Raw genomic sequence first — 14,180 nt, 5'->3', positions numbered from 1 at the left:
ACAGGCTAGGCTCGGAGCCATGGACGCGGTGATCTTCGACCTCGACGGCGTGCTGGTGGACTCCGAGCGGATCTGGGACGAAGTGCGGCGCGCGGTCGTCGCCGAGCACGGTGGTACCTGGCGCGAGGAGGCGACCCGGGCGCTGCAGGGGATGAGCACCCCGGAATGGGCCCGCTACCTGGTGGAAGAGCTGGGCGCGCGGTTGTCGCCGCCGGCCATCGCGACGCTGGTGGTCAAGCGGATGGCGGCGCGGTACGCCGAGGAGCCACCGCTGATCCCGGGTGCGGTGGACGTCGTGCGGCAGGTGTCGGCGCGGTGGCCGGTGGCGATCGCGAGCTCGTCGCCGGTGATCCTGATCAAGGGCTTCCTCGACGTGACGGGCCTGCCGGTGGGGGCAGCGGTGTCGTCGGAGCAGGTCGGGGCGGGGAAGCCGGCGCCGGACGTCTACCTGCGGGCGGCCGAGCTGCTGGGCGTGGCGCCTGCGGAGTGCGGGGCGGTCGAGGACACGACGAACGGGCTGCGGTCCGCGCTGGCGGCGGGGATGGCGGTGTACGCGGTGCCGAACCCGCACTTCCCGCCGGATCCGGAGGTGCTGAAGCAGGCCACGGCGGTGGTGGAGAAGATCACCGACCTGCCGGGTGCGCTCGGGCTCAGCTGAATTCGAAGCGGACCGGAGGTGAGCCGGGGTCCACGTCGGCGAGGTACATCCGATCCGGGCCGAGCATGCCGATCGCCCTGGCTTCGCTCAAGTCACCGTTCGCCGCATAGAGCTTGAGGGTGCGCGCCGACGGTCCGCTGGCGACATAGAGCGCGGTGCCCGACGGGAGTGGGCCCAGGTTTTCCCCGACATACCCAGCGAGGATTCGGCCGCTGCCCCCCATGCGGACGCAGGTGGGCGATTTCAGGCCGTACTGCGGAGCTTCGATGCTGAACGGGAGATTCCTTGGGATTGCGGCGACGCAGACCTGAGTCACGTTGCCGGCCTTGGCGAAGAACGCGTGTGCCGTCCAGGCATTGGTCTGGCCGACGAAATCCACGACGGAGACCGCGACGCTCGGATCTCGCAGTTCCGACATCCGTAGGTGCTCGGGTGTCGCAATCACCAATCGTTCGCCGGGTCCCGCCGGTGGCAGGGGCTGGGCCGTGTTCAGCCGGGTCGCCAGCAGCACGCTGGTCAGCACCACCAGCACCGCGGCCAGCGGCGCGATCCAGACCGCGGCGCGCCGGCCGCGCGACGGCCGCCGCTGCCGGCGCTGCTGCTCGGCCCAGGCCGCGTCGAGGTTGGGCGTGACCTCCCCGGCCTGCTCCCGCAGCGTCTCGGCCAGCTTGCGTTCGAGGTCGGTCATCGCTCACCTCCCAGGTCGTCCCCCAGGTGCTTGCGCAGATTCTCCATCGCGTGGTGCGTGGTCGCCTTGACCGTGCCCGGTGAGATGCCCAGGGTCTCCGCGATGGCCGTCGTGCTCAGGTCCAGCCAGTACCGCAGCACCAGCACTTCGCGCTGCCGCCGGGACAGCCGTGCCAGCACCGCGCGCAGGCGCTGGTGCTCCCAGTTCGCCACCGCCCTGACCTCGGCCGACACCTCGTCGGGCGGCCGCTCCTGCGGGGCCCGCCGGACCACGCGCAGGTGCCGGGTCCGCGACCGCGACATGTTCACCACGGTCGTCCGCAGGTAGCCGGCCACGCGCGTGTGGTCGGTCAGGGAGTCCCAGCGCTGGTGGAGCTTGACGAAGGCCTCCTGCGCGATGTTCTCCGCGTCGTCCGCGCCGAGCAGGTGGGCCAGCCGGGTCATCTGGGCGAAGTACTCCCGGAACAGGTCGTGGAAGGTCGGCGCGCCCAGGTCCCCCGGCGCGCTTTCGCCCACGCTCGCACTCACACCCCGCCAACGCCCACCCCACCCCACCGGTTTAGTCCAACACGCGAAGAAGGCCGCCACCAGCGGTGACGGCCTTCTTCCAGCGGAGGATCAGCGCTCGACCTCGCCGCGGATGAACTTCTCGACGGCGTCGCGCGCGGTCGCGTCGTCGTACTGCTCCGGCGGCGACTTCATGAAGTAGGAGGACGCCGACAGGATCGGGCCGCCGATGCCGCGGTCGAGCGCGATCTTCGCGGCGCGGACGGCGTCGATGATGATGCCCGCCGAGTTCGGCGAGTCCCACACCTCGAGCTTGTACTCCAGGTTCAGCGGCACGTCGCCGAACGCGCGGCCCTCGAGCCGGACGTACGCCCACTTGCGGTCGTCCAGCCACTGCACGTAGTCCGACGGTCCGATGTGGACGTTGCCCTTGCCCAGCTCGCGGTCGACCTGCGAGGTGACGGACTGGGTCTTGGAGATCTTCTTCGACTCGAGCCGCTCGAGCTCCTTCATGTTCAGGAAGTCCATGTTCCCGCCCACGTTGAGCTGCATCGTCCGGTCGAGCTGGACGCCGCGGTCTTCGAACAGCTTCGCCAGTACGCGGTGCGTGATGGTGGCGCCGACCTGCGACTTGATGTCGTCACCGACGATCGGGACGCCGGCCTCGGTGAACTTCGCAGCCCACTCGGGGTCGGAGGCGATGAACACCGGCAGCGCGTTGACGAACGCCACGCCGGCGTCGATCGCGGCCTGGGCGTAGAACTTGTCGGCCACCTCGGAGCCCACCGGCAGGTACGACACGAGCACGTCGGCCTGCGCCTCGCGCAGCGCGGCGACGACGTCGACCGGGGTCTCGTCGGACTCCTCGATCGTCTCGCGGTAGAAGCGGCCCAGGCCGTCGTGCGTGTGGCCGCGCTGGACGGTGACGCCGAGCGGCGGCACGTCGGCGATCTTGATGGTGTTGTTCTCGGAGGCGAAGATCGCCTCGGACAGGTCGCGGCTGACCTTCTTGGCGTCCACGTCGAACGCGGCGACGAACTCGATGTCGCGGACGTGGTAGCCGCCGAAGTCGACGTGCATCAGACCGGGGACGCGGGTGGCCGGGTCCGCGTCGCGGTAGTACTGGACACCCTGGACCAGCGACGCCGCACAGTTGCCGACGCCCACGATGGCCACCCGTACGCGGCGGTTCTCGCCCATGGGGGTTTCTCCTTCAATCCGTGTCTGTTCAGTAGGTCTGGTGCCGCGACGCTGCGGCCCGCGCCGGGCGGCTCAGGTCTCCGGACCCTGCCGCTCGGCTTGTTCGTGCGCGATCAGCTCGTTGAGCCAGCGCACCTCCCGCTCGCTGGTCTCCAGCCCCAGCCGGTGCAGCTCGCGGGTGTAGCGATCGATCTTCTCCTCGGCCCTGGCCAGGGCCGCCCGCATGCCTTCGCGGCGCTCTTCGACGCGGCGGCGGCGGCCCTCGAGGATCCGCATCCGCACGTCGGCCGGGGTCCGCGAGAAGAAGGCCAGGTGGACGCCGAAGCCTTCGTCGTCCCAGGTCTGCGGCCCGGCGTCGCCGAGCAGCTCACCGAAGCGCTCCTTGCCCTCCGCGGTGAGCTTGTAGACCCGGCGCCCGCGCCGGGACCAGGCCCGGTCGTCGGCCTCGTCCAGCTCTTCGACCAGGTACCCGGCCCGCAGCAGCTTCCGCAGGGTCGGGTACAGCGAGCCGTACGAGAACGTCCGGAACGTGCCGAGCGTCTCGTGCAGCCGCTTGCGCAGCACGTACCCGTGCATGGGCGCTTCGTGCAGAAGACCGAGGATCGCGAACTCCAGCACACCGCACCCCCTTTCGGGAACAAACCGAGACGACCCGCGTTGCTCCGAACGAGCGCCTCGATCCAACCTACTCAGCCACTATATCGCGCCGATACATCGAAGTGGCGAAGCTAACCTGCCCCGGTAGCGAACCTGGGCGAAATTCACCGGAGAGTTATCGAACATCCGGCGTGTCCGCCCCGGTCCCGGGCCTGCGGGCGCTAGGGGGCGTGGACCTCACAGGAAGAGCCCGTACTCTGTCCTCGTGATTAACCAGCGGCAGGTCGTGGACTTCGCGTTGCAGCGCCGTGCGTTGCTGGCCGAAGTCCGCTCCGGGCGCGTCGGCAGCTACGAAGCCTGCGACGCGAGCCCGTACCTGCTGCGAGCGGCGAAGTTCCACGGCCGGGACGGCGATCAGCCCTGCCCGATCTGCCGCCAGGAGCCGTTGACCCTGGTGTCCTGGGTCTACGGCGACGAGCTCAAGCACGTCGCGGGCTCGGCCAGGACCCCCGAAGAGCTGGCCAGGATGGCCGGCTTGTTCGCCGAGTTCACCGTGTACGACGTCGAAGTGTGCCGGGCGTGCCACTGGAACCACTTGGTGCGGTCATACGTCCTGGGCACAGGGGAACCGGCGGGTCCGCGAAGGACCGCGGGCCGGTGAGCCACCGTACGACCATCGCAACACGCAGGTCAGTGCCCCTGCGGGTACTGATCCGGGAGGCCCATCCGTGACCGACGACAACCGCTCCTGGCCGAACCAGGAGCCAGACGCACCCCGCCGTGCCCAGTGGCCGGGTGAAGACGCGGGCCCCGCGTGGCCCGGTGAGTCGCCGCGGCGCGGCACCCCGCCCGGGGGTAACGCCCGGCCGTCCTGGCCCGCCGGCGACGAGGGTGGCCAGCAGTGGCCCGGTGAGCAGCCACGACGCCCGCAGGCCCCCGGCGGCGGCACCGGCCGCCGCCAGCCGCCGCCGGCCGGTGGCCGCCGTCCCGGTGGCCCGCCCGGATCGCCCCCGCAGGGCTTCCGGCAGCCGCCGCCCGGCGGTCGCCGCCCGGAGCCGGAACCGGCACGTGAGCCGGATCTCATCACGCACCACGCGCACAACGGGACCGAAGACAGCTACGACCCCTACGACGACGACCGGTTCGACGAGTTCGCCGACGACCTCGAGCCCCAGCAGGAGCTCGACGAGAAGGGCCGCAAGGTCCTCACCCCGGAGCAGCGGAAGAAGCGCCGCTGGAAGATCATCCGGCGGGTGGCGTACGCGTGCGTCGGCGTCTTCTTCGTCGTCCCCGCGATCGCGTTCGTGATCACCTACTTCCTGGTCGACGTGCCGACGCCGGAGAGCGTCGCGGCCCTGCAGAGCCAGCCGATCACCTACTACTACGCCGACGGCAAGACGGAGATGGGGAAGGAAGTACCCAAGAGCGGCAACCGCCAGCTGCTCAAGCCGGGCGAGATCCCCGAAGTCGTCAAGCACGCCGTGTACTCGGCCGAAGACGCGACGTTCGAGACCAACTCCGGCTTCGACGTCACCGGCATCCTCCGCGCGGTGTTCAACCAGGCCACCGGCGGGCAGGGCGGTGGGTCGACCATCTCCCAGCAGTACATCAAGAAGGCCACCGAGAACGACGCCCCGACGCTGACCCGCAAGTGGACCGAGCTGGCCAAGTCGTTCAAGATGAACAACCAGCAGTCCAAAGAAGAGATCATCACCGGCTACCTGAACATCATCTACTTCGGCCGCGGGGCGAGCGGCATCCAGGCCGCCGCGAAGTCGTTCTTCAACAAGGACGCCAAGGACCTCAACGCGTCGGAAGCCGCGCTGCTGGCCGGCCTGATCCAGGGACCGAGCAAGTCGGAGAACCAGGACTACGCCCAGCGCCGGTGGACGTACGTGATGGACCAGATGGTGGCGAACAAGTGGCTGCGCGCCGACGAACGCGCGGCCGCGCAGTTCCCGACGCCGATCCCGAAGAACTCCAACAAGGAGCAGAACTCGGGCAAGATGACCTACCAGCTCCAGCAGCGGATCAAGGAAGAGCTGGGCGCGAAGGGCTACGACGAGACCAAGCTGTTCTCCACCGGCGCCAAGATCTACACCACGATCGACCCGGCGGCGCAGGACGCGGCGGACCAGGCCGTCGAGCAGGGCATGAAGGGCCAGACGGACGAGAAGCTGCTCGCCGCGCTCGTCGCCGTCGACCCGAAGACCGGCGGGATCCTCGCCTACAACTACGGCCCGGAAACCGTCAAGGACAAGGACGGGCAGGACGCGATCGGCCAGGACCGGGCGAACCAGGCCCGCAACCCGGGCTCGTCGATGAAGCCGTTCGACCTGACCGGGTTCCTGAAGATAGGCGGCGGCCTCGGCGACATCTTCGACGGCTCGGACAAGCGCACGTTCCCCGGGGTCGCCAAGCCGGTCCGCAACGCGGGTGAGAACGAAAGCTGCGGTACGCAGTGCACGGTCGCGAAGGCGATGGAGATTTCGGCGAACACCGTGTTCTACGACATGGTGTTCAACAAGGTGCACCCGTCGGGGGTCGTGACGGCGGCGAAGCAGGCCGGTATCCGGACGACCGACGAGGGCGGCACCGCCACCCTGTTCGCCGGGGACAACAACATCTCGCTCGGCGGTGGCCGGACCCAGGTGGCCCCGAGGGACATGGCCGCGGCGTACGCGTCGTTCGCCAGCGGCGGCGTCTACCACGAGCAGCACTTCGTCTCGAAGCTGACGAACGCCCAGGACGAGGTGGAGTTCGACGAGAACAACATCAAGTCCAACCCGGCGTTCGACAACGACGCGGCGAAGAGCCAGCAGATCGCCGGCAACGTCACCGAATCGCTGAAGCCGGTCATCGGGCACGCGAGCCTGAAGTGCCCGCCCGGCCACGAGTGCGCCGGCAAGACCGGTACGCAGCAGTACTCGCCCAAGGAGGGCGACCCCGCTTCGTACAACAACCTCAACGCCCAGACGTGGATGGTGGGCTACACCCCGTCGGTGTCCGCGGCGGTGTGGGTCGGCGGCGACGGCAACCAGCCGCTGCACGACTCCAAGGGCAAGCCGATCTTCGGTTCGACGATCGCCGGCCCGACCTGGGCGAACTTCCTGAACCTCTACCTCAAGGGGAAGCCGCCGGAGAAGTTCGACAAGGTCGAGCCGCTCGGCAAGGACGTCAACGAGGTGACCACGACGCCGACGAAGCCTTCGGAAACGGCAACGCCGACGGAGACGCCGACCTCGACGCCGAGCACGCCGCCCACCGAGACGTCCAGCGACACCGAGACCCCGACGTCCAGGTCGACCCGGCCCGGCCCGGGCCGGACCACCCCGTCGCTGCCCGGCGGCGGTGACGGGCTCGCCAGACCACCGGGCTCGGAACCAGGCTGACCCGAAGGCCCCGCACCGTTCCCGGTGCGGGGCCTTCGCCGTTCCGGTGAACCACCGCCGTCCGCGGTCCGTGTGGAGTGTCGAGGGGTCTGCGCCCGCAGCCCACCGGCGTACCGAGGACGGCCCGTGTACACCGACCGAAATCGCTCGAGGTCCGACCGGCGGCCGGTTCCGCGTGGTCGTTACCAGCCGCGCCGGCCCCTCCCGCAGCCGGCCGAACCGGACGGCCCCGCCACCGAAGTCGTCGCCGACGCCCGGGACGGCCGGCGGAGACGCCGCTGGAAGATCGTCCGCCGGGTGCTGTACGTGCTGTCCGGCCTGTTCTTCCTGGTGCCCGCGGTCGCCTTCGTGATCACGTACTTCGCCGTCGACGTGCCTTCGCCGGACAAGGTCGCGCAGTCGCAGGGCCAGGCGGTCACCTACCTCTACGCCGACGGCACCGAAATGGGCAAGGACGTGCCCGCCGGCGGGAACCGGCAGATCCTGACCCCCACCCAGATCCCGGACGTGGTCAAGAAGGCCGTGATCGCCACCGAGGACGCGTCCTTCGAAACCAACTCCGGCTTCGACGTCTCCGGCATCCTGCGGGCCGCCTACAACCAGGCCACCGGCGGCTCCGGCGGCGGTTCGACGATCTCGCAGCAGTACATCAAGAACGCCTCCGGCGACGACGCGCCGACGTTGACGCGCAAGTGGGTCGAGCTCGCGAAGTCGTTCAAGATGAACCAGACCTACGAGAAGGCGGACATCATCACCGCCTACCTCAACATCATCTACTTCGGCCGCGGCGCGTACGGCATCCAGGCGGCGGCGCAGGCGTACTTCGGCAAGGACGCCGCCCAGCTGAACTACTCCGAGGCCGCGCTGCTCGCCGGGCTGATCCAGCAGCCGGGCCGGTCGGAGAACGCCACGGTCGCCCGCGACCGGTGGGGCACGGCACTGGACCGCATGCAGCGCAACGGGTACCTCACGGCCGCGGACCGGAAGGCGGCGAAGTTCCCGACGCCGGTCCCGCTCGTCGAATCGCGGCAGCAGGGGACCAAGCTCAACCCGTTCGTCAAGAAGCAGGTCAAGGCCGAGCTGGCCGCGGCGGGGATCCCCGAGCAGAAGTACTACGCGGGCGGGTTCCAGGTGTTCACGACGATCGACTCGAAGGCGCAGGAAGCCGCCGAAAAAGCGGTGGCCGAGGGCATGGCCGGGCAGACCGACGACCGCATCCTCGACGCACTGGTCGCCGTCGACCCGAAGTCCGGCGGCGTGCTCGCCTACTACGGCGGCGCGCCGATCGTGAAGGGCCCGAACGGCGAAGACCAGGCCGGGCGCGACTGGGCGGACGAAGCGCACAACCCCGGGTCGTCGATGAAACCGTTCGACCTCACGGCGTTCCTCAAGGGCGGCCGCGGGCTGAACGCGGTCTTCGACGGGCGCTCGCCGCGGACGTTCCCCGACGTGCCGCTGCCGGTGCGCAACGCCGGCGCCACCAGCAGCTGCTCCGAGACGTGCACGGTGGCCGAGGCGATGCAGCGGTCCACCAACACCGTCTTCTACGACATGGTGCTCAACGTGACCAAGCCGTCGGGGGTCGCCGAGGCCGCGCAGGAAGCGGGCATCCGCACGAAGGACAACGGCGGTCGCAGCCGGCTGTTCACCGGGGACAACAACATCTCCATCGGCGGCGGCCAGACCGCGGTCACGCCCGCGGACATGGCCGCGGCGTACGCGACCTTCGCCGCCGGCGGCGTCCAGCACAACCGGCACTTCGTGCAGAAGGTGACGAACTCGCAGGGCGAAACCGCCTACGAGGCCGACGTGCGCGCGACGGACGCGTTCGCGGACAACGACCGCGGCAAGAGCAGGCAGATCGCCGGGAACGTGACCGCCGCGCTGGCGCCGGTGATCCCGTTCTCCCGGCTGACCTGCCCGGTCGGCCACGAATGCGCGGGCAAGACCGGCACCCAGCAGCACACGCCCGGCGACGACGAACCGGCGTCCGCGGCGAACACGAACTCGCAGACGTGGATGGTGGGCTACACGCCTTCGGTCTCCGCCGCGGTGTGGGTGGGCGGCGACGGCGACAAGGCACTGCGCGGGCCGACCGGCCAGCCGCTGACGCCGTCGGTCGTGGCCGGTCCGGTGTGGCAGCGGTTCATGCAGCTCTACCTGTCCGGGAAGCCGGCCGAGCGGTTCGACCGGGTGCAGGCGATCACCTCGCCGCAGGACGACCAGTTGCAGCTGCAGCTCCAGTTCCAGCAGCAACAACAACAGCAGCAGCAACAGTTTCAGCAGCAGCAGGACCAGCAGGAGCAGCGCTTCACCATCGGCCGCGGCGGCAACCCGGACCAACAGCAGCAGCAACAACAGAACCGCGTGCGGCGTGACGGCCCGGGTCCCGGCCGCCGCAACGGGAACGACACCGGCCAGTCGAACTTCGGTCCGTGACCACGGCGGGCCGGAGGAGGGGAGAAGGCCGTGACCTCGGAGCTGGGGGTCACCGAGGTCACGGCCGGTCAGGGGGTCAGAGCTCGACCACGGTGCCTTCGACGCCGGAGCGGTGCGCGGCCTCGATCACGCGCAGCGCGTCGACCGAGGACGCCGGGTCGACCGGGAACTCGCCTTCGCCGCGCAGGGCGTCGCGCACCTGGGCGTAGAACTGCTCGTAGCGGCCGACCTCGGTCGGCACGGTCTCGATCTCCGGGCCGACGCCGAGCTTCCCGGCGTCGCCCGCGGGCTCGGTGCCCCAGCCGGCGTCGCCGGGGCGCAGGCCGGCCTTGATCTGCGGTTCCTGCACGTCGAGGCCGTACTTGGTGAACGTCGCCCGGTCGCCGAGCAGCCGGAACCGCGGGTTGAGGGTGGCCGCCAGCGCGGTCGCCCACAGGTGCGAGCGGACGCCGTTCGCGTGGTGCAGCGCGACGAAGACGTCGTCGTCGACCTGGACGCCGGCCCGGCGGCGGTCGACCTCCGCGTAGACGCGGGTGACCGGGCCGAACAGCTGCAGCGCCTGGTCGACGATGTGCGCGCCGAGGTCGTAGAGCAGGCCGCCGGCTTCGGCCGGGTCGCCGAACTCGCGCCAGTTGTCCTTGGGCTTCGGCACCCAGCGGTCGTAGCGGGACTCGAAGCGGAACACCTCGCCGAGCCGCCCGGAATCGAGGACCTTCCGCACGGTGAGGAAGTCGGAGTCGAGGCGCCGGTTCTGGAACACCGTCAGACCGACGCCCGCCGCCTTCGCCGCGTCGACGACCCGCTGGGCCTCGGCGGCGGTCGGCGCGAACGGCTTGTCGACGACCACCGGCAGGCCGGCCTCGATCGCCCGCAGCGCGAGCGGCACGTGCGTGCGGTTCGGGGTGCTGACCACGACGAGGTCGAGATCGCCCGCCCGCTCGAACAACGCGTCGGCGCCGGGCACGACCTCCGCGCCCGGGTGGTCGATCCGCGCCTGTGCGGCGTTGCCCGACGTGGTGATCACCGCCGGGGTGAGCCCGGGCGTCGCCGCCACCAGTGGCGCGTGGAAGACGCGTCCCCCGATGCCGTACCCGAGGATGCCCACGCGCAAGTCGTCCGCCATGCCGCCATTTAACCCCGTCGGCCCTTGATAAAACAACAGCGTTGCCTAACTGACCGGACGTGGGAAGATCCTGACCATGGCGGACACCGGGGTGAACCTGCGCGACGTGCGGGAGCACAACCGTGCCCTGCTGCTGACGCACATCCTGCGGGCCGGCGGCCTCAGCCGGGTCGAGCTCGCCGAACGCACCGGGCTCACCCAGCAGGCCGTCTCCAAGATCGTCCCCGAACTCCTCGACACCGGCCTGCTGGACGAGCAGCGGCAGCCGTCGGCCGGGGTCGGCAAGCCACGCACGCTGCTGCGCATCCGGGCGGGCGCCAAGCACGCGCTCGGCGCGCGCCTCGACCGCGACGAATACCGCGTGCTGCGCACCAACCTCGTCGGCGAGGTCGAGGAGACGGCGGGCGGCCCGCTGCCGTCCGGCTTCACGCCCGCGCAGGCCGTCGACGCGATCGGGGCCACCGCGCTCGAACTCGCCGACGGCTTCGACGTGCTCGGCCTCGGCCTCGGCGCGGTCGGCCCGCTGGACCACCGCGCCGGCCTGGTCCGCGACGCGACGAACATGCCGGGCTGGCACGACGTCCCCCTGCGGGACCTGCTCGAAAAGCGCACCGGGCTGCCGGTGACGCTCGACAAGAACACCAACGCCGCCGCGTTCGCCCGGCTCTGGCCGCACGGCGAGCCGACGGCGACCGCGGTCGTGCTCGTCGGCACCGGCATCGGCGTCGGCCTGCTGATCGACGGGCGGCTCTACCGCGGCCCGCGGACCAACGCGGGTGAGTTCGGGCACACCACGATCGCCTACGACGGGCCGCGCTGCGCCTGCGGGCGACGCGGCTGCGTCGAGATCATGGCCAAGCGGGCGCCGGACACCCGGGCCGCCGCCGGCTTCCTCGGGATCGGGCTCGCCGACCTGGTGCAGGTGCTCGACCTGGAGCGGATCGTGCTGGCCGGGCGGGCGGTCCGGGACGAGCCGGACGTCCACCGCGAAGCCGTCACGGCCCGGCTCGAGGAGCTGCTGCCGCTGCCGCACTGGCAGCGCATCGAGGTCGTGGAAGACGCCTCCGGCGAGGAGATCGTCACCCGCGGGGCGGCCACCGAGGTCCTGGCCTCGTACTACGCGAATCCGGCATGATCACCGGCTTCACCGCCACGCACGCCGATCACCGATACGATCCGCCTCGTGCCAGAGGAGACCACGCGGGAGGCGGAACCCGCTCCCGTGACGCTGACCCGGGCGGAACGGGTCGTCCCGAGCTGGAACGAGCCACTGGCCGCGGCAGTCACCAGACCACTGGGCGGCCCGCTCGGTGAGCACGCGGCGGTCGGCAGGCACTGGTTCTGGTCGCCCCAGCGCGTCGGGCTGCTGCTGGCCACGCTGGCGCTGATGCTGTGCTGGTTCGGCAAGGGCTCGTGCATCCAGCAGTACCAAGATGCCAACGGCAACACCCAGCTCGACTGGCGGGCGGGCCGCCCGTTCGTCGCCATGTGCTACTCCGACATCGTGCCGCTCTACGGCTCCGAACGGCTGGACCGGCCGGGCACCTTCCCGTACTACACGTCGTGGCGGGAAAGCTCGCAGACCGCCGAGAACAACACCCGCTACATGGAGTACCCGGTGCTCACCGGGCTCTTCCAGTGGGCGAACGCGAAGCTCGCCGCGGGCTGGTACAGCGTCGCCGAGTCCGGCTGGCTGCCCGGGGCCCTGCCGGTGGCGATCTACTTCGACATCACGGCCTTCTTCCTCGGGCTCGCCTGGCTGGTCACCGTCTGGGCGACCGGCCGGACGGTGAAACGCCGTCCGTGGGACATGGTCCTGGTCGCCGTCTCGCCGCTGGTGCTGGTGCACGCCTTCACCAACTTCGACGCGATCGCGACCGCGTTCACCGCGACCGGCCTGCTGGCCTGGGCGCGCAAACGCCCGCTGCTGGCCGGCCTCCTCCTCGGGCTGGGCGCAACGGCGAAGCTCTACCCGCTGTTCCTGCTCGGCGTGCTGTTCTTCCTGTGCCTGCGCGCCGGGAAGCTGACGCCGTTCTGGAAGACCGCGGGCGCCGCCGTCGTGACGTGGCTGGCGGTGAACGCGCCGTTCATCCTCACCGCGACCCGCGGCTGGTGGGAGTTCTTCCGGATGAGCGCCCTGCGGCCGATGGACCCGGACTCGCTGTACAACGTCTTCTCGTACACCACCGGCTGGCCCGGGTTCGACGGCGTGCTGGAGAAGAACCAGACGCCGACGTACCTGAACATCACGGTGGCCGTGCTGTTCCTGACCTGCTGCGCCGGCATCGCCTACCTCGCGCTCGCCGCGCCGCGGCGGCCGCGCGTCGGCCAGCTCGCGTTCCTCGTGGTGGCCGCGTTCCTGCTCACCAACAAGGTGTGGAGCCCGCAGTACTCGCTGTGGCTCGTCCCGCTGGCGGTGCTGGCCATCCCGCGCTGGCGGCTGCTGCTCGGCTGGATGCTGGTCGACGCCGTGGTCTGGGTGCCGCGGATGTTCTACTACCTCGGCGTCGACCACAAGGGCCTGCCCGAGGGCTGGTTCCTCGGCACGGTCGTGGTCCGCGACCTCGCCGTCGTCGGGCTGTGCGTGCTGGTGGTCCGGGAGATCTACCGCCCGGCGACCGACCTGGTGCGGCTGGACGGCGACGACGACCCGGCCGGCGGCTTCCTCGACGGCGCCCGGGACGTGATCATCCCGAACGCCACCCGGCGCCGCCGGAAGGCCGTCACCGTCTAACCGAGCTGTTCGCGCAGGTAGGCGATGTCGGTCGCCTGCCCGTCGGCCGGCGTCTCGACGACGACCGGGGCGCCCGCCGCGCGGGCGACGCCGACCAGCACCTCGGGGTCGATCGTCCCGTCGCCCTGCACGACGTTGGCGTGCCGGTCGCGGGTCGAGCCGAACTCGTCGCGGGAGTTGTTGAGGTGCACCAGGTCGATCCGGCCGGTGATGGCCTTGACCTTCTCGACGGCCGTCGCGAGGTCCCAGCCCGCGGCGAACGCGTGGCAGGTGTCCAGGCAGAACCCGGCGCCGAACTCGCCGACCTTGTCCCAGAGCCGGGCGATGACGTCGAGGTCGCGGGTCATCGCGTTCTCGCCGCCGGCGGTGTTCTCGATCAGGATCGGGACCTTGAAGCCGCCCTTCTCCTGCTCGCGCTCGAAGAGCTTGCGCCAGTTGTCCAGGCCGGCCTCGACGTCGTCGTTCGCGCCGACGTGCCCGCCGTGCACGATCAGGCCCTTCGCGCCGATCGCGGCGGCGCCGTCCGCGTGCTGCGTGACGTTCTTCCGCGACGGGATCCGGATCCGGTTGTTCAGCGAAGCCACGTTGATCAGGTACGGCGAGTGGATGAACACCTCGACCGGGTCGGCCGCGATGGCCTCGCCGTGCGGGTGCGGCTTCGGGGCCTTCCAGCCCTGCGGGTCGGAGAGGAAGAACTGGACGACGTCGGCTTTGCGCTCGGCGACCGCGGTCAACGGGTCGTCGTCACGGACATGGGCGCCAATCAGCATGCCGAGCACGCTACTCCCGATCCCGTTTCCGGCCGGTGGGCCCGGTTGGTGACGCTCGTGGAGTACCGTGAGC

The 14,180-nt window shown here is 70.5% G+C and carries 12 protein-coding genes; 6 read left to right on the top strand and 6 right to left on the bottom strand.

The window, feature by feature from the left end; all coding sequences use genetic code 11:
- Window positions 1–19 precede the first annotated feature (19 nt).
- Window positions 20–658: an HAD family hydrolase gene (locus ACWEGE_RS12020; RefSeq protein WP_449660437.1), complete on the top strand. Its 639-nt coding sequence runs from the start codon at window positions 20–22 to the stop codon at window positions 656–658.
- On the opposite strand, the gene ACWEGE_RS12015 is transcribed toward ACWEGE_RS12020, so the two are convergent.
- The 4 genes from ACWEGE_RS12015 to ACWEGE_RS12000 all read right to left on the bottom strand — a co-directional run bounded on the left by ACWEGE_RS12015 (window position 651) and on the right by ACWEGE_RS12000 (window position 3,670).
- Window positions 651–1,346, bottom strand: a complete 696-nt coding sequence (locus tag ACWEGE_RS12015) for a hypothetical protein (RefSeq protein ID WP_449660436.1) — start codon at window positions 1,344–1,346, stop codon at window positions 651–653. The two genes, ACWEGE_RS12020 and ACWEGE_RS12015, sit on opposite strands and share 8 nt — an antisense overlap.
- On the bottom strand, window positions 1,343–1,861 hold the full coding sequence (locus tag ACWEGE_RS12010) for an RNA polymerase sigma factor (RefSeq protein WP_449660435.1): 519 nt from the start codon (window positions 1,859–1,861) through the stop codon (window positions 1,343–1,345). The genes ACWEGE_RS12015 and ACWEGE_RS12010 overlap by 4 nt, the downstream gene beginning before the upstream one ends.
- A gap of 102 nt (window positions 1,862–1,963) precedes the next feature.
- Window positions 1,964–3,052, bottom strand: a complete 1,089-nt coding sequence (locus ACWEGE_RS12005; RefSeq protein WP_354908908.1) for an inositol-3-phosphate synthase — start codon at window positions 3,050–3,052, stop codon at window positions 1,964–1,966.
- A 72-nt stretch (window positions 3,053–3,124) separates the two neighbouring features.
- A complete protein-coding gene (locus tag ACWEGE_RS12000) occupies window positions 3,125–3,670 on the bottom strand; it encodes a PadR family transcriptional regulator (RefSeq protein ID WP_086679623.1) in 546 nt (181 codons plus the stop codon).
- A 244-nt stretch (window positions 3,671–3,914) separates the two neighbouring features.
- Between ACWEGE_RS12000 and ACWEGE_RS11995 the strand changes: the two genes are divergently transcribed.
- The 3 genes from ACWEGE_RS11995 (at window position 3,915) to ACWEGE_RS11985 (ending at window position 9,480) form a co-directional block, all read left to right on the top strand.
- Window positions 3,915–4,310 carry a DUF5318 domain-containing protein gene (locus ACWEGE_RS11995; protein ID WP_449660434.1) on the top strand — a complete coding sequence of 132 codons (396 nt, stop codon included), beginning with the start codon at window positions 3,915–3,917 and terminating at the stop codon, window positions 4,308–4,310.
- 67 nt (window positions 4,311–4,377) lie between these two features.
- Window positions 4,378–7,041: a transglycosylase domain-containing protein gene (locus ACWEGE_RS11990; protein WP_449660433.1), complete on the top strand. Its 2,664-nt coding sequence runs from the start codon at window positions 4,378–4,380 to the stop codon at window positions 7,039–7,041.
- A 126-nt stretch (window positions 7,042–7,167) separates the two neighbouring features.
- On the top strand, window positions 7,168–9,480 hold the full coding sequence (locus tag ACWEGE_RS11985) for a transglycosylase domain-containing protein (protein WP_449660432.1): 2,313 nt from the start codon (window positions 7,168–7,170) through the stop codon (window positions 9,478–9,480).
- A gap of 76 nt (window positions 9,481–9,556) precedes the next feature.
- On the opposite strand, the gene ACWEGE_RS11980 is transcribed toward ACWEGE_RS11985, so the two are convergent.
- The gene (locus ACWEGE_RS11980) at window positions 9,557–10,603 is read right to left on the bottom strand and encodes a Gfo/Idh/MocA family oxidoreductase (RefSeq protein WP_449660431.1); all 1,047 of its coding nucleotides are present in this window, start codon (window positions 10,601–10,603) and stop codon (window positions 9,557–9,559) included.
- Window positions 10,604–10,679: 76 nt separating this feature from the next.
- Here ACWEGE_RS11980 and ACWEGE_RS11975 point away from each other — a divergent pair, with 76 nt between their 5' ends.
- Both ACWEGE_RS11975 and ACWEGE_RS11970 read left to right on the top strand, forming a co-directional pair.
- The gene (locus ACWEGE_RS11975; RefSeq protein ID WP_449660430.1) at window positions 10,680–11,738 is read left to right on the top strand and encodes an ROK family transcriptional regulator; all 1,059 of its coding nucleotides are present in this window, start codon (window positions 10,680–10,682) and stop codon (window positions 11,736–11,738) included.
- A 48-nt stretch (window positions 11,739–11,786) separates the two neighbouring features.
- Window positions 11,787–13,337 carry a glycosyltransferase family 87 protein gene (locus ACWEGE_RS11970; protein WP_449660429.1) on the top strand — a complete coding sequence of 517 codons (1,551 nt, stop codon included), beginning with the start codon at window positions 11,787–11,789 and terminating at the stop codon, window positions 13,335–13,337.
- Here the strand turns inward: ACWEGE_RS11970 and ACWEGE_RS11965 are convergent.
- Entirely contained in the window at window positions 13,334–14,107 is a 774-nt protein-coding gene (locus ACWEGE_RS11965; protein WP_449660428.1) for a deoxyribonuclease IV, read from the bottom strand. The genes ACWEGE_RS11970 and ACWEGE_RS11965 overlap by 4 nt on opposite strands.
- Between the last annotated feature and the right edge of the window lie 73 nt (window positions 14,108–14,180).

It is taken from the genome of Amycolatopsis sp. NPDC004747 (genome assembly GCF_053601335.1).
The sequence above is the reverse complement of the archived record's forward strand: the minus strand, read 5'-3'. Positions and strand labels throughout refer to the sequence as shown.

Bases quoted from the DNA above. Each gene is read 5' to 3' on its own strand.
- ACWEGE_RS11965 (WP_449660428.1), bottom strand. From the start codon at position 14,107: ATGCTGATTGGCGCCCATGTCCGTGACGACGACCCGTTGACCGCGGTC.
- ACWEGE_RS11980 (WP_449660431.1), bottom strand. From the start codon at position 10,603: ATGGCGGACGACTTGCGCGTGGGCATCCTCGGGTACGGCATCGGGGGA.
- ACWEGE_RS12015 (WP_449660436.1), bottom strand. From the start codon at position 1,346: ATGACCGACCTCGAACGCAAGCTGGCCGAGACGCTGCGGGAGCAGGCC.
- ACWEGE_RS12020 (WP_449660437.1), top strand. From the start codon at position 20: ATGGACGCGGTGATCTTCGACCTCGACGGCGTGCTGGTGGACTCCGAG.
- ACWEGE_RS11975 (WP_449660430.1), top strand. From the start codon at position 10,680: ATGGCGGACACCGGGGTGAACCTGCGCGACGTGCGGGAGCACAACCGT.
- ACWEGE_RS12005 (WP_354908908.1), bottom strand. From the start codon at position 3,052: ATGGGCGAGAACCGCCGCGTACGGGTGGCCATCGTGGGCGTCGGCAAC.